The sequence below is a fragment of the Paenibacillus suaedae genome (genome assembly GCF_032337355.1).
In the GTDB taxonomy this organism is placed as follows: Bacteria; Bacillota; Bacilli; order Paenibacillales; family Paenibacillaceae; genus Paenibacillus_B; species Paenibacillus_B suaedae.
The window spans coordinates 24,189-39,674 of record NZ_JAVYAA010000004.1; the positions used below are offsets into that span (position 1 = coordinate 24,189).

Below are 15,486 nucleotides of genomic sequence, written 5' to 3' on the forward strand. Positions count from 1 at the left end.
TGTCGAACGGACTGGAACGTATGGCCGAAAATTAGGCCGCAGGGAGGGCTTATACGCGCTTCTGGCGCGGCTTGGCAACGCTTGGCTAGGGGCTCCGTTCTCTTGACCTGACTAGTGGGTTCGCGTATAGTGGGTACTGAAAGTACCATAATTCGATTACGTATATAAAAGGTGGATGACGCATGTCTGAGCAGATCTACGTGGGTGTCGATTTGGGCGGTACGGCCATTAAAGTTGGAATTTGTGATGCGGAAGGCAAGCTTCTGCATACATTTGAGGGACCAACTGAAGTAGCTAAGGGTCCGGATACTGTCATGGATAATATCGAAAAATATGTTCGTCTCATTGTGGAACAATCTCCTTACGATTGGAGCCAGGTGGCTGGCGTCGGTGCAGGAGTCGCAGGATTTACGAATGTAAAGGAAGGCGTTATCATCTTGGCGCCCAACGTAGGATTCAAGGATGTGCCGATCCGTTCCATATTAGAAGAACGTCTAGGCAAGCCAGTTAAGATTGACAATGATGCAAATGTTGCCGCACTTGGCGAGGTGTGGAGCGGCGCAGGCAAGGGCATTGACCATTGTGTTTGCTACACGCTCGGAACGGGTGTCGGCGGAGGCATTATTATTAACGGTAGAATTGTACAAGGATTCTCAGGTCTAGCAGGAGAGCTTGGCCATATGGCGGTAATCCCTGATCTGGAAGCGATCCAATGTGGCTGCGGCAAGATGGGGTGCTTGGAGACAGTATCTTCGGCAACAGGTATTATTCGAATGGCCAATGATGCAGTTGAACGCGGAGATCGCACTTCCTTATCCTTGGTAGAGAGCATTACAGCAAAGGATGTATTCGATGCGGCGAAGGCGGGAGATGAGGTCGCAGTGCGCATCGTATCCCGTGCAGCTTATTATTTAGGCAAGGCGATGGCTGCTGTAGCAGTGACACTGAATCCAGAGCGGTTCATTATTGGCGGAGGCGTATCGAAGGCAGGCGAGTTCCTGTTCGAGCAAATTCGTGAAACATTCATGAAATTAACACCTGACCCGGTTACGCGCGGCGTATCCATCGTTCCAGCAGAGCTAGGCAATGATGCGGGTATGATTGGTGCGGCAGGCTTGTTCTTGCGTTCGTAGCCGAATCTTGTAAGAAGGAGAGGACGAACGATGATGGAATCGACAGAGATGACAGCTCTTGCGAAGCTGGTTATCATTACGGGGATGTCTGGTGCAGGGAAGACAATAGCTGTACAGAGCTTGGAGGATCTCGGTTTTTTCTGCGTGGACAATTTGCCGCCAGTACTTATACCGAAGTTTGCTGAACTCATCGAGCAGTCCAAGGGTAAGATTGGCAAGGTAGCGCTTGTCATTGACTTGCGCGGCAGAGAATTTTTCACGGCCTTATCAGAATCCATTAATTATATTCGGGATCACTTTACCATTAATTGTGAAATATTGTTCTTGGATGCAACGGATGCTGTTCTCGTGCAGCGTTATAAGGAGAGCCGTCGTCGTCATCCTCTCAATCCAGGCGGCATGCCGCTTGAAGGAATTAAGCAGGAACGCACACTGCTGGAAGATTTGAAGGGTTGGGCGACACAGGTTATTGATACGAGCAATTTGAAGCCTGTACAGTTGAAGGAACGAATTGCGGCACGATTCACGCACGCGGATCAGAATATGATGTCGGTGAATGTGACTTCGTTCGGTTTCAAATATGGGGTGCCGATTGATGCGGATCTCATTTTTGACGTACGTTTTTTGCCGAATCCGCATTATGTGGAGCAATTGCGCCCGAGAACTGGACAGGATATTGAAGTATATGATTATGTCATGAAATGGCCAGAAACACAGGCTTTCCTTGCTAAACTGCTTGATTTGCTGAATTTCCTTATGCCGCAGTATCGCAAGGAAGGGAAAGGTCAGGTTATCATCGGCATCGGATGCACAGGCGGCAAGCACCGATCAGTGGCCATTGCAGAATATTTAGGTCGTACAATCGGAGCGAGTGATACGGAGGTTGTCCGTGTCAGTCACCGTGATGCTGAGAGAGATCGGCATTAGTGGAGGGTCGTTATGGCATGTGAAAAAGAAGAGCGCGTAAACCCACGTATCGTAGTTATGGGCGGCGGCACAGGGCTGTCGGTCATGCTTCGAGGGTTGAAGGAGAAGCCGCTCGATATTACCGCAATCGTTACTGTGGCGGATGATGGAGGCAGCTCTGGTATATTGCGCAGCGAGCTGCAGATGCCCCCGCCAGGAGATATACGCAATGTATTGACAGCGTTGGCTGATGTGGAGCCATCGCTGTCGGAAATGTTGAAGTATCGCTTCAAGAGTGGATCTGGACTTGCAGGACATAGCCTGGGTAATTTGCTATTGGCGGCGATGACGGATATCACCGGCGATTTCGTTGCAGGCATTCGGGAGCTGAGCCGCGTACTTGCGGTTCGGGGCCGGGTACTGCCTGCAGCCAATCAAGCAGTTGTCCTGAAGGCCGAGATGGAAGACGGGTCTATTGTGTCTGGCGAATCATCAATCCCGCAAGCCGGCCAGCGCATTAAGCGTGTGTTCTTAGAACCGGAACAGGTGGAGGCGTTGCCTGAGGCAGTTGAGGCGCTCCGTCAGGCGGATGCCATCCTGATTGGACCAGGAAGCCTGTATACGAGCATTATTCCTACCTTGCTCGTACCGAAGCTGGCACAGGCAGTATTGGAATCAAATGCGGTAAAGATTTTTGTATGTAATGTGATGACTCAGCCGGGGGAAACGGATAACTATTCCGTGAGTGATCATTTGGAAGCTGTTCAGCTTCATGTCGGCACTCAATTGTTCGATTATGTTATCGTGAATAATGGGGAGATTCCGCCGCAAGTTCAGGATAAATATGCCGAACAGGGGGCGAAGGCTGTCCATTTGGATATGGAAGAAGTGACGAAGCGTGGATATCAGGTAATCGCGGATTCCTTAGTGCTGTTCCGCACCTATTTGCGTCATGACGCGGATAAGCTTAGTCATCATATTTATCAGCTTGTGGAAAATTGGATGTTACGAAAGAGGTGAGCCGCTATGTCTTTTGCAGCACAGACAAAAAAAGAATTAACCATGATCGAATCCGAGTCGTGCTGTGAGAAGGCGGAACTGTCTGCGCTAATGCGCATGAACGGTTCTGTGCAGCTCTCGTCCAACCGCAAGGTAATATTGGACATTTCTACAGAGAATGCAGCGATCGCACGCCGCATTTATACGCTTGTTAAAACGTATTTTCAAGTGCATACGGAGCTGCTTGTACGCAAGAAGATGCGCTTGAAGAAAAATAATGTGTACATTGTACGTATTCCGACGCGTGTGCAGGAGATTTTGCGTGACCTGCACATTGTATCGGAAGGGTTCTTGTTCACGGACGGCATTGACACGCAGATTGTTGAAAATAACTGCTGCAAACGCGCATATTTGCGAGGAGCGTTCATGGCAGGAGGATCGGTGAATAATCCAGAGGGATCTTCCTATCACTTGGAGATATCCTCGATGTACGAGGAACATTGCCGCGCATTAGTTGATCTGGCGAATGAGTTCCAGTTGAATGCACGATTCATTGAGCGCAAGAAGGGCTTCGTCCTGTACATCAAAGAGGGCGAGAAAATTATTGAGTTCCTCAATATCATCGGTGCTCACCAGGCGCTGTTCAAGTTCGAGGATGTCCGTATTATGCGGGATATGCGCAACTCCGTGAACCGAATCGTCAATTGTGAAACGGCTAACTTGAATAAGACGATTGGTGCGGCTGTGCGCCAAATCGAAAATATCCGTTATCTGGATAGGCATCTTGGATTAGATAAACTCCCAGATAAGCTGAGAGAAGTTGCCGAGGTCAGATTGGCACACCCGGATATTAATCTGAAGGAAGTGGGAGAGCTTCTGGGCGGTAAGGTTAGTAAATCCGGTGTCAATCATCGACTGCGCAAGATAGACGAGCTGGCTGAGCGAATGCGCAACGGATAGCGAGATAAACTTTATTCCTCGCTTAAAATCGTTTATAATGCTAATATGTGATGAAATAGAGCAAATTAGCGTAAATTTGTGTAATGTAAACTACATGGAATATAGGGGGTATGATTCGCATGGCTCAACAACCAATTGTCGTACGTTTGAAGACTGGACTGCACGCAAGACCTGCGGCCTTGTTCGTTCAAGAAGCGAATAAATATTCTTCGGATATCTTCGTTGAAAAAGAAGATAAGAAAGTGAATGCTAAGAGCATCATGGGTATTATGAGTCTCGCAATCAGCACCGGCACGTCAATTACCATTACTGCGGACGGCGCGGACGCCGATCAGGCTGTAAGCGCTTTAGTCGGGCTTGTGAGCAAGGAAGAATTGGACAGCTAATCTGTAGCTGACATCGTGTTCAATCATAGTGGGGGCAGCGAGCTGCGACTGTGATCAAGAGAAGAGCCATAATGGCTCTTTTTTTATTATGGTAAGCTTGTTGAATGGTGCATCAGATGAACGGTATGAAGTGTGATACAGCCTGATCTCTTGAAGGAGATCAGGCTGTATTTGTAGTGCGGTTGTTACGATTGATTGTCGAAGCCTATTCTCTATAGACGTCAACGGATCCTTTAACATTCCCATTGATGCGCAGACGATATGTATTGCCTGGCTTGAGCTTATAGAAGTATACAGGTGCATTTTGATAACCTACACTAAGTTCGCGTGATTCTTCGATCAAATAACCTGCCCAAGGGTAGTACATCTCTAATTCGACCTTGAATTTTTCATTACTGCCGGTATTTTTCTCAGAGCTAACGTTCAACTGGAGTGTAGTGCGGAGAGTGTCGCTAGGAACTACGATGTCTTTCTTAATTTGTTGTTGGGTTGTCGTGGAGAAATCAGCTGACCATTCGTATACAGCGGTTAATGCCTTAAGAATGTCTTGCTTTTGGTATACATTTGAATACCCCGTTTCTGGTCCGTACTTCTGTTCGATCATCAATTCATCAGCAGATTTGGCCGATAATGATGCAGGAGCAAGCATGCTCAATGCAAGAGCAACAAGCAAAGCGTATTTTCCTTTGTTACGAATCACATGTATTCCTCCTCAGACGTCTTTTAATGGAAATTACAGCTCTACCATATCATGGTTTTTCACCGATCGACAGGTCGAAATAAGCATAAAATGACAAAAATTGTATAAAACTGTAGATTAATGATTATAAAAATGAATCTGCAGAGTTACATTTGTACCGATTCAATAACTGCAGAAAATACATCTAAAGTTATGACCGGACTTGCAACAATATTTATCTTATTAACGTTTAGAAGACAAGAAGCAAGTCAATCTTACAATCTATAACGTGATGGAGGAATGGATTATGACGCAATTGACAGGAAGAATGACATGGCGTCGAATGACGATGGCGGTCATGCTTACAGGAGCGCTGCTTGTGGGGACAGGAGTTGCGGCACCGGTGCCTGTGCATGCAGCAGCGGCAGAATTCAGCGTGAAGGATACGGTGAACGTGTCAGGCATGGGAGAATTGGAAGTAACGCCTGATGTGGCTTATGCGGAGCTTGCAATAGATACACGTGGGAAAACAGCGGCTGAAGCACAAAAGCAAAATGCAGTGTTGTTCGAAAAAGTGAAACAGGTGCTTACTTCGAAATATGGTGTTCAGGAAAAGGATCTGAAGACGGTCAATTTCTCGGTTAATCCTGAATATAAATACGTGGAAAATAAAGAGCCTCAAATCATAGGCTATCAAGCACAGCATGCTGTGCGTGTGACGTATCGTGATTTGAATCGACTAGGGAGCTTAGTTGATGCTGCTACTGATGCAGGTGTGAACCGAGTAGTCCGTATTCAATTCGATACGGAGAAGCGCGCTGACTATGAGGCACAGGTGCTGGAGAAGGCAGTGCAGCATGCAGCGAAGAAGGCATCCACACTCGCGAAAGCGGCAGGCCGTGAAGCAGGTGTCGCACTTACGATTACAGAGTCTGGGGCGGACTGGTCCCCGATACGCGTGATGTACGACGCAGCAGCAAGCCCGTCGGATATGAAAAAGGATGTGGCTTCAACTTCTGTGCAGGGCGGACTTATTAAGTTGAATGCACAGGTGCAAATTCAATATCAATTGAAATAAAGAACGCAGAAACAACTGAAATGAAGCGTGCAGTAACAGCGTCGGCTTGGGTGAAAGCCTTCTGTTAAATCAATGAAATATTCCCAATTAGGCGGGTAAGAGTACATCAGAAATGGCGCTGTATCAAGGGGCACTCGTGTCAGAAATGACATAGTGCCTTTTTGTATGGAAGCCATCTTGGATTAGGGGTTGTATTTTAGGGAACAAAGCCCTAGAATGTAACAGGGGAATTGAATATTATCGTATTCTCCGATAGTTCGAATGTAAATAAGTGCCTCATGGCCTGATCGCTATTGGAAATAGGTCGAACCGTTGAAAAGAAATGTATGTTTTTGTCGAAATTACGTTAAAATAAGTTGTATCGTCAGACAAAACGATGTATATTGGATATGCAAAAACGCCAACGTGAACGGGACGTAGAAGCCATACCAATGGATATGGCTTTTTTTGCTTAATGAATAAGAACGTATCCTATACACTGCGCGCATTCTTGTTCATCCCATTTGGGGTGGTGCTGCAGAGCGTGTTAGCTTGCCATTGCGATGGCATGCTGCATGCAGGAACAGCTGCTCCAATTGGCAGACTGACGATGTAAGGGGTTGATGCTAATGATTGAACTGGTAAATGTGGAGAAGCATTTTGCCGGGCAACCCGTTGTGCATCCTCTGTCGCTTACGATTGGCGAAGGGGAATTTTTGACGCTGCTCGGTCCGAGTGGTTGTGGGAAGACAACCATTTTACGCATGATTGCTGGCTTTGAACAGCCTTCATCTGGCCATATCCGCCTAGATGGAGAAGATGTTACGAACTTACCTCCGAACAAGCGGAATTTGAATCTTGTATTTCAACATTACGCGTTGTTCCCTCATATGACGGTCGAGCAAAATATTCAATTCGGCCTAAAGATGAAGAAAATTCCGCAAGCTGAACAGCGCAAGCGTATTGATGAAGCCATTCGCTTGACGCAGCTAACAGCACTTGCTAAGCGTTATCCGCATCAATTGTCTGGTGGACAGCAGCAGCGTGTTGCGATTGCACGGGCAATTGCTAACAAGCCGAAGGTGCTGCTGTTGGACGAGCCGCTTGGTGCACTTGATTTGCAGCTGCGCAAAAATCTGCAGGCTGAACTGAAGCAATTGCAGCGGAGCTTGGGCATTACATTCGTATATGTAACCCATGATCAAGAAGAAGCGATGATGATGTCGGATCGAATCGTGATTATGAATAACGGACGTGTCGAACAGATCGACTCTCCTAAAAATATTTACGAACGCCCGGAGACGTTGTTTGCAGCTACGTTTGTAGGGGAGAACAACGTATTCCATGAAGAGAACCTCTTCACCGTACGTCCAGAGAAAATTCATGTGACAGCGGATGTGGAAGGTGCGCCTCGTACTGGAATTATTCAGGATATCGTTTATTTGGGGAACATTCACAAGCTGATCGTGCACTTGGATAACGACCAAACGAACGTATCGGTTGTGCTTGACTTCAAGGACGAGCGGACGTGGGAGATTGGCCAGCATATTGGAGTAAGCTGGAGTAAGCAAGATGAGGTGATGATCGGCTCATGAAACGCTCATTTGGCATCATTGCGCCGGTCGTATTGTGGCTGACGATATTCCTTGTCGTGCCGATGATCGCGGTCATCGCTGTATCCTTCATGCAGCGCGACGAGCTCGGCAATATCGTCTTTTCGTTTACGCTGAACAATTATGAACGATTTTTCGATCCCTTATACTTGGGTATTTATTGGGATACGCTGTGGCTATCCGTGTTAACAACGGCAATTTGCTTGTTGTTCAGCTATCCGCTTGCATATTATATCTCGACGACGAGCCCGGCGAAGCAGAAGCTGCTGCTCATTCTCATTACGGTTCCGTTCTGGATTAACTTCCTGATTCGGACATACGCATGGGTACTCTTGCTTCGTACGCAAGGGGTCGTTAATCAGACGCTCCTTGATCTGGGATTGATCGCGGAGCCTCTGCAAATGCTCTATACCAAGGGAGCAGTACTGCTTGGAATGGTCTATACGTTCATTCCGTATATGGTGCTTCCGATTTATGTTTCTTTGGAGCAAATGGACAAGCGATTGCTTGAGGCATCCAGTGATTTGGGTGCTACGAAATGGAAGTCGTTCTGGCATATTACGCTGCCGCAGACGAAGTCTGGCATGATGACAGGCAGTGTGCTTGTCTTCGTGACAACAGCGGGGATGTTCGTTGTTACAGACATTCTGGGCGGTGCTAAGGCGCAAATGCTCAGCAATATTATACAGAATCAGTTCCTAGGTGCGCGTGACTGGCCATTCGGTTCCGCGCTGTCAGTCGTGTTCGTGATCAGTTCCCTAATTATTATTGGGCTGTTCAACCGAGCACTCCGCTCCAAATATGATGCATCGAAGGAGGCGGGGGCATGAAGGCAGCAACCAAAAAGAATCAGAGTCCGCTTCTTGCGATCCATTCGATACTGTTAATTCTATTTATTTATATACCTGTATTTTTGATTATCGCGTACTCGTTCAACAATTCGCGGATTAATTCGAATTGGAGCGGTTTCACGTTCAAATGGTACAGTTCACTATTCGACAACCGACAAGTAATGGAAGCACTCAGCAACAGCTTGTCGATCGCATTGATATCTACAGTCATCTCGACTGTACTCGGCACGATAGCCGCAATTGCACTTCGCCGAATGACTGCCAAGCGCAAGCAAGGCGTAATCGGATTGTTGTACTTGCCGATTATTGTACCGGATATCATTATGGGCTTGTCCCTACTGGTGCTGTTCAGCCAGTTTAAGATTGATCTGGGCAAAATGACGGTTATTATTGCACATATCACGTTCAGTATTTCATACGTGTATGTGATTGTTGCTTCTAGGCTTGCCAACATGGGTAAGCAGCTTGAAGAAGCGGCATCTGACCTTGGTGCTACACCATGGCAGACATTCCGCTACGTTACGCTGCCTTCGATATGGCCAGGCGTGCTTGCCGGAGCGATCATGGCTTTTACACTGTCGATTGATGACTTTATGATCAGCTTCTTTGTTGCCGGACCGAACTCGACAACATTGCCGATTTACATTTATGGATTGGTAAAACGGGGGATCTCTCCAGAGATCAACGCCTTGTGTACGCTAATGATTATCTTGAGCGTTGTGCTGATCGTACTGGCGCAATGGTTGTTGAACCGCGGTAACGGAGAGAAGAAAAGCTCTATGCTGCCGTTCTAATTCACTGTTCACCCGATGTGAGCAAGTGAATTTGAATCATAATAATTATTACATTCTAAGGATCTGTTGCAGGATCAGAGAGGGGTAACAAGAATTGAACAAAAAGAAATGGTTCGCGGTCGTATTGGCCGGGATGTTGGCACTTACTGCACTGGCAGGCTGCTCTTCTAAGCCGGAGCAAACATTGAATTTGTACAGCTGGGCAGATAACTTCGATATGGATATGATCAAGAAATTCGAATCGGAGAATAACGTAAAAGTTAACTATGCGATTTTTGCCAACAACGAGGAACTGCTGGCGAAGTTGAAAGCCGGCGGCGCGAATTATGATTTAATTCAACCGTCCGACTATATGGTGGCTAGCATGATTAAGCAAGATTTGCTGGAGCCGCTTGATTTAAATCATATTCCGAATTTCCAATACGTCACGGATCGTTTCAAAAACCCTGAATTTGATCCTGGCAACAAGTACTCTATTGTATATACATGGGGTGTTACAGGCATTGCCTACAACACAAAATATGTGAAGCAAGCTCCAACCGATTGGGCGGATTTGTGGAAGGATGAGTACAAGGGTAAAGTACTTCTTCTGGATGACAACCGCGAGATCGTAGGTATGGCGCTGAAGAAGGCAGGCAAGTCGAACAGTTCCCAAAATGAAGCGGAAATCAACGCGGCTGTTGATGACCTGCGCAAGCTTGTTCCGAACGTGCTTGCATTCGATACGGACAACATCAAGCAGAAGATGATTGCGGAAGAAGGCTGGATCGGTACGGTATGGTCTGGCGATGCATCTGTCATTCATGGTGAGAACCCAGATGTTGCATTCATGATTCCGAAGACAGGAAGCACGATCTTCTCGGACAACTATGCGATTCCAAAGGGTACGAAGAATAAGGAATTAGCGGAGAAGTTCATCAACTTCATGCTTGATCCGGAGAACAGTGCGAAGAACTATGAGGCTATCGGTTACAGCAATCCTGTGACGAAGGCAAAAGAGCACCATAGCAAAGAGTATCTGGACAACAAGATGATTAACTTAACTGACGAAGAACTGGGTCGAACAGAATGGCTCGGTGATGTTGGAAAAAATATTCAATTATATGATCGCTTGTGGACAGAACTGAAGAGCGGAAGATAATCGCATAGTATTGATTGAATAATAAATGCCCTTAATCCACACCTAATGTGGATTAAGGGCATTTTTATGTTGATTACAGATTCAGGAGCAGCTTGGATAATGGTTCGGGCTGAGTCTTCATGAGCCAATGCCCTCCTTGCTCGAGACTCATATGGCGCCAGCCGGCATCCCGGGCGCGTAAGGCCATTGCGCGGAAAAAGGCAGCCATCGGCCAACTATCAGGATGATCCAGCGGTTCTATGTAGATGCGAGGAAGGGCAGCGGCACGCTCATTGGTAATAGATAGCTCCTGCATATACGAACGTGTCGGCATTGGCGATTTACGCGGATCTGTTAAGTTAGGTGGTGCAATAAACGCCGGTGTGTCGCCATCTGCAGTACTTGGATAGGGATTATCCAAGTATGGAGCTGAGAGGGTCGCCACAGATTCTCCATGGCGTGGAACCATGGCATCAACATAGACCAGCTGCCTGATTCGATCAGGTACTATTTCAGCTACCCCGGTGATTACCATTCCAGAGAAGCTGTGTCCAACAAGAATAACATCCTCGAGCTGTTCATAAATAAAGACCCCTACAATATCCTGAATGAAGGTATGTAGATCAATGTCTGGATGAGCTAGATGTGTTCGCTCTCCAAGTCCAGTGAGGGAGGGTGTGTACACATCATGACCAGCTTGTCGAAGCAGGGATGCGACTTCCCTCCATACAAATCCGCCATCCCATGCTCCGTGGACAAGAAGATAAGTAGACAATTGAATCTTTCCCCTTTCTTATACATGTGTCCATGTATGTAAGTTTATAAATTCATTAGTTCTATGATAATAGAACTATCATACATCCTGATACAGAATTCAGCAATAGATGGAAGGGTTGGAAGCTGAACATTAAGCGTTGTAATCAGCCTTGTTCGATATGTTTTTCCTGACAATGTGTAACATTTGGTGTGTGATCGGTAACATCAAAATGTACCAATTTCGCCTGCAATTGAGGTAGTACCGACGCAGGGTGCGTGATCAAAAAACGCGCAGTGGCGCGGTTGTAAAGGATATGTTAACGACAATGCGGAATCGACATATTTACGATATTGGTAAAGGATGCCTAAAATGTTCTCATGAAAGCGTTAGCATGGCTTCATGCACAGTTCATCGTTTCATCAATGAAAGTGACTGTGCCAACCATGCCATCATTTGAAGGGAGGGAGTGGACACGATGCAAGGAAATGGACAGAGTGCCCTTTCAATGAACGTGGTTCCAAATAAGAAGAAACCGACGTGGAAGAAGATGCTTCAGAATTGGGAGTTGTATTTATTTATTGCTCCTGCATTTTTGTACTTCCTCATTTTCCATTACGGCCCGATGTACGGGATTCAAATTGCATTCAAAAACTTCATCCCAGCGAAAGGGATTATGGGGAGCCCATGGGTCGGATTCGACCACTTCGAGCGCTTCTTCAACTCGTACTACTTCTGGGATCTGCTGTGGAATACGCTGAGCATCAGCTTGTATGAGCTGGCGATAGGCTTCCCGCTGCCAATTATATTGGCGCTTGCCTTTAATGAAGTTAAGGATGGGATATTCAAGCGAACGGTACAGACGATAACCTATGCACCGCACTTTATTTCCGTTGTCGTCATGGCAGGTATCATTATTACGTTCCTGTCTCCTTCAACTGGTATCATCATTCATATCATTAAGTTCTTCGGATTTGAACCGGCCTCTTTCCTTACGGATCCGGCATGGTTTAAGACAATGTATGTCTTGTCTGGTGTGTGGCAGGGTACGGGATGGGGGACAATCATTTATTTGGCAGCCTTATCTGGTGTTGATCCACAGCTCCATGAAGCGGCCGTTGTAGATGGCGCGAACCGGTTCCAACGTATCTGGCATATTAACATTCCGGCAATTATTCCAACGATTACAATCTTGCTCATTTTGAACATGGGCAGCATTCTCGGTGTCGGATTTGAGAAAATATTGCTCTTGCAAAACCCACTCAACATGGAATCTTCTGATGTCATATCGACATTCGTATATCGTTCAGGTCTAGTAGATGCGCAGTACAGCTTCTCCACGGCGATAGGTTTATTTAACTCGATCGTTAATGCTATTTTGCTCATCGTTGTTAACCAAATCGCGCGACGCACGAGCGAAACAAGCTTGTGGTAGGAAGGAGGAGAATGGAACATGGCTGCTACTGTGAAAGAAACGAGAGCGGACAAGATTTTTATCGTATGTAACTATATTTATTTAACGATAGCTTTGATTCTTGTATTGTATCCTGTGTTGTATATTCTCAGCGCGTCTATCAGTGATCCCAAGATGGTAGCCTCTGGTGAAATGTGGCTGTTCCCAAAAGGAATCACATTTGACGGATACGCACGCGTGTTCGAGAACTCAAAGATATGGAGTGGTTATGGGAACACCATTTTATATACCGTTGTAGGTACTTGCGTTAACCTAGCCGTAACGTTACCGGCAGCATACGCATTGAGCCGATCGGACTTTATTGGACGTAATTTCTTTATGGGGATGTTCCTGTTCACAATGTTCTTCGGTGGCGGATTAGTTCCGGGATATCTGTTGATTAAAGAATTGGGGCTAATCAACAGTATGTGGGCGTTAATTTTGCCGGGTGCAGCATCGGTCTGGAACATCATAGTGGCACGGACATTCTTCCAATCCACGATACCTAGAGAACTTCAGGAAGCAGCAAGCATTGACGGCTGTACGAACATGCGGTTATTCCTGCAGATTATTTTGCCGTTGTCAGCTCCGATCATAGCCGTTATGGCATTATTCTATGGGGTTGGACATTGGAACAGCTACTTTGGCGCTCTCATTTATTTGAATGAAGAGTCGAAATATCCACTGCAAATGATCCTACGTCAAATTCTTGTTCTGCAGGAAATGTCGGCAGAAACGACTGGTGCTGCGGTAAGCAGTTCGGTTGCCGCTGCGCTAAACAACAAGGCAGAAATCGCATCGCTCGTCAAATATTCGGTCATTATTGTTTCGACTTTACCGGTTATCGTAGTATACCCATTCTTGCAGCGTTACTTCGTGCAAGGGGTTATGATTGGATCGGTCAAAGGATAGCTTGAACAGACTGTTGCAAATTTTAGAATGCGCTTGTGATTGTAACCAGAGTAGAATTCATCAGTAACGAATCTCGTCTATTTCGTCTAGTGAGCATGAAAGATATGTACGTTGTCATTGTCGAATCTATGAACGGTAATAAACGAAGGCTCGCCTTTGCTTATTATAGAAGCAGGACAAAGAGTATAATAATCATCAAAAGGGAGGATCATTGCCATGCAAAAATGGAAAAAAACGTGGGCATTGTTGATGTCTATGACCTTGATCTTCACAATGCTCGCAGGATGCGGATCGTCAGACAAGCCTGCCGCAGAGGGAAGCAAAGGTAGCGAGGAAGCACTTAGCAACTTAAATCAAGAAGGCTTCCCGATCGTTAAGGAACCTATTACACTTACGATGATGGGACAAGACGTAGGGATTCAAAACTGGAAGGATATGGCTTTATTAAAGCAAATGGAAGAGAAGACTGGCATTAAGTTTGAATACCGAAATGCACCTCTCGACAGCTTTGACACAAAGCGCAACCTTGTATTTGCTAGTGGCGATTATCCTGATGTGTTCTTCTCTGGCCAATTGCAGTCTGCAGATGAAATCAACTATGGAAGCAGCCAAGGGGTACTGATTCCTTTGGAAGGACTTATTGAGAAGTATGCACCGAATTTGAACAAAATCCTGAATGATAATCCAGATATTCGCAAGTCGATTACGACGCCAGATGGACATATTTATTCCTTGCCAAGCATTGACTTGGATGCAGGCTGGTATCGTGGTCCATTGTGGTATAACGGCAAGTTCTTGAAGAAGCTTGGCATGGACAAAGTACCATCCACAACGGATGAACTATACACATACTTGAAACGGGTTAAAGAAGAAGATCCGAACGGAAATGGCAAGAAAGATGAAATTCCGCTCGTTTCCGTTAAGCTTGACGACATTCGCATGTGGTTGTTCGGCTCTTGGGGGATGTATGGCGAATTCATCTATGCGGATAAAGCAGGGAAAGTTCACTACTCTCCAATGGAGGAAGGATACAAAGGCTATCTTACGTTCTTGAACAAGTTGTGGAACGAAGAATTGTTAGATCATGAAACCTTCTCCCAAACGGATGAGCAAAAGAAAGCAAAAGGGAAAAATAATCAAGTGGCATTGTTCGCTGATTACCATGCCTACTTCACATTGGGTGGCGAGCCTAGCATGACTGACCCGATGTACGCTCCTGTGAAAAGCGAGATGGGCGAACCGGTCGCAGCGAAGCATCCAGGTTTGATGAAGGGCGTATTCGCGATTACGAACAAGAACAAAAACCCAGAAGCAACCATGCGATGGGTAGACTTCTTCTATTCGGTAGAAGGCTCCGAATTGCTTAGCTACGGTCCGGAAGGCACGTTGTGGGAGTATGCAAACAAGGAAGACCATACAAAGAAACAACTTCCGGTACCGGATGGTAAGGATCGTGAGGACTATCGTGCAACTTTGACGCCGGACTACGGTACGATCGTCCCGAAAGTCATGACAGAAGAAGTGAAGCGCGGATTCGAAGGCGAATTCGAGAAGTGGTTGAAGAAAGAAACAGAGGAAAAAATCAATCCGATCGCGAAGGTTCCATTCCCGAGCGTATATTTGTCCGAGGCTGATCAGCAGCAAGTATCGAGCTTGCGCTCTGACCTCGACACTTACGTGAAGCAAATGGAAGCGAAGTTCGTAACAGGGCAAGAACCGCTTGCGAATTGGGATAAGTATATAGGTACATTGAAGAAGATGGGCGCTGAGAAAATCGTTGAGGTTTATCAAAAAGCCTATGACCAATGGAACTCAGGGAAGTAAACGTTAGTTGTAACCTCGTAAATTGTGAAATAAGCTAATCGGAAA

General features: G+C 46.2%; 16 protein-coding genes. 14 read left to right on the plus strand and 2 right to left on the minus strand.

Going from position 1 to position 15,486, the window contains the following annotated elements; all coding sequences use genetic code 11:
* Positions 1-182 precede the first annotated feature (182 nt).
* From RQP50_RS17185 to RQP50_RS17205, 5 genes are all read left to right on the plus strand, one after another.
* Positions 183-1,133: an ROK family glucokinase gene (locus tag RQP50_RS17185; protein ID WP_021252842.1), complete on the plus strand. Its 951-nt coding sequence runs from the start codon at positions 183-185 to the stop codon at positions 1,131-1,133.
* Between the two features lie 30 nt (positions 1,134-1,163).
* The gene (gene rapZ / locus RQP50_RS17190; RefSeq protein ID WP_021252841.1) at positions 1,164-2,060 is read left to right on the plus strand and encodes an RNase adapter RapZ; all 897 of its coding nucleotides are present in this window, start codon (positions 1,164-1,166) and stop codon (positions 2,058-2,060) included.
* Between the two features lie 12 nt (positions 2,061-2,072).
* Entirely contained in the window at positions 2,073-3,059 is a 987-nt protein-coding gene (locus tag RQP50_RS17195) for a gluconeogenesis factor YvcK family protein (protein WP_021252840.1), read from the plus strand.
* A 6-nt stretch (positions 3,060-3,065) separates the two neighbouring features.
* Positions 3,066-3,998, plus strand: a complete 933-nt coding sequence (gene whiA / locus RQP50_RS17200; protein WP_021252839.1) for a DNA-binding protein WhiA — start codon at positions 3,066-3,068, stop codon at positions 3,996-3,998.
* A 119-nt stretch (positions 3,999-4,117) separates the two neighbouring features.
* Positions 4,118-4,384, plus strand: coding sequence for an HPr family phosphocarrier protein (locus RQP50_RS17205; RefSeq protein ID WP_005545782.1), 267 nt, complete (start codon positions 4,118-4,120; stop codon positions 4,382-4,384).
* A 205-nt stretch (positions 4,385-4,589) separates the two neighbouring features.
* On the opposite strand, the gene RQP50_RS17210 is transcribed toward RQP50_RS17205, so the two are convergent.
* On the minus strand, positions 4,590-5,084 hold the full coding sequence (locus RQP50_RS17210; protein ID WP_072730301.1) for a hypothetical protein: 495 nt from the start codon (positions 5,082-5,084) through the stop codon (positions 4,590-4,592).
* A 286-nt stretch (positions 5,085-5,370) separates the two neighbouring features.
* Here RQP50_RS17210 and RQP50_RS17215 point away from each other — a divergent pair, with 286 nt between their 5' ends.
* The 6 genes from RQP50_RS17215 to RQP50_RS17240 all read left to right on the plus strand — a co-directional run bounded on the left by RQP50_RS17215 (position 5,371) and on the right by RQP50_RS17240 (position 10,519).
* Positions 5,371-6,141 (plus strand): SIMPL domain-containing protein, encoded by a 771-nt coding sequence (locus tag RQP50_RS17215; protein ID WP_072730300.1) that lies wholly within the window; start codon positions 5,371-5,373, stop codon positions 6,139-6,141.
* A gap of 454 nt (positions 6,142-6,595) precedes the next feature.
* Positions 6,596-6,736 carry a hypothetical protein gene (locus RQP50_RS17220; RefSeq protein ID WP_175400538.1) on the plus strand — a complete coding sequence of 47 codons (141 nt, stop codon included), beginning with the start codon at positions 6,596-6,598 and terminating at the stop codon, positions 6,734-6,736.
* A gap of 7 nt (positions 6,737-6,743) precedes the next feature.
* On the plus strand, positions 6,744-7,715 hold the full coding sequence (locus tag RQP50_RS17225; RefSeq protein WP_028533457.1) for an ABC transporter ATP-binding protein: 972 nt from the start codon (positions 6,744-6,746) through the stop codon (positions 7,713-7,715).
* Complete coding sequence (locus RQP50_RS17230; RefSeq protein WP_021252835.1) at positions 7,712-8,563, plus strand: ABC transporter permease; 852 nt, start codon at positions 7,712-7,714, stop codon at positions 8,561-8,563. The genes RQP50_RS17225 and RQP50_RS17230 overlap by 4 nt, the downstream gene beginning before the upstream one ends.
* Positions 8,560-9,378, plus strand: coding sequence for an ABC transporter permease (locus tag RQP50_RS17235; protein WP_315746181.1), 819 nt, complete (start codon positions 8,560-8,562; stop codon positions 9,376-9,378). The genes RQP50_RS17230 and RQP50_RS17235 overlap by 4 nt, the downstream gene beginning before the upstream one ends.
* Positions 9,379-9,472: 94 nt before the next feature.
* Positions 9,473-10,519, plus strand: coding sequence for an ABC transporter substrate-binding protein (locus RQP50_RS17240; RefSeq protein WP_072730298.1), 1,047 nt, complete (start codon positions 9,473-9,475; stop codon positions 10,517-10,519).
* Between the two features lie 73 nt (positions 10,520-10,592).
* Here RQP50_RS17240 and RQP50_RS17245 read toward each other — a convergent pair whose 3' ends face one another.
* Entirely contained in the window at positions 10,593-11,273 is a 681-nt protein-coding gene (locus RQP50_RS17245; RefSeq protein WP_072730297.1) for an alpha/beta fold hydrolase, read from the minus strand.
* Positions 11,274-11,730: 457 nt separating this feature from the next.
* Between RQP50_RS17245 and RQP50_RS17250 the strand changes: the two genes are divergently transcribed.
* The 3 genes from RQP50_RS17250 to RQP50_RS17260 all read left to right on the plus strand — a co-directional run bounded on the left by RQP50_RS17250 (position 11,731) and on the right by RQP50_RS17260 (position 15,441).
* Complete coding sequence (locus RQP50_RS17250; RefSeq protein ID WP_021252831.1) at positions 11,731-12,687, plus strand: ABC transporter permease; 957 nt, start codon at positions 11,731-11,733, stop codon at positions 12,685-12,687.
* Positions 12,688-12,705: 18 nt separating this feature from the next.
* Positions 12,706-13,617, plus strand: a complete 912-nt coding sequence (locus RQP50_RS17255) for a carbohydrate ABC transporter permease (protein ID WP_021258708.1) — start codon at positions 12,706-12,708, stop codon at positions 13,615-13,617.
* Between the two features lie 216 nt (positions 13,618-13,833).
* Positions 13,834-15,441: an extracellular solute-binding protein gene (locus RQP50_RS17260; protein WP_072730296.1), complete on the plus strand. Its 1,608-nt coding sequence runs from the start codon at positions 13,834-13,836 to the stop codon at positions 15,439-15,441.
* The last annotated feature ends 45 nt before the right edge of the window (positions 15,442-15,486 follow it).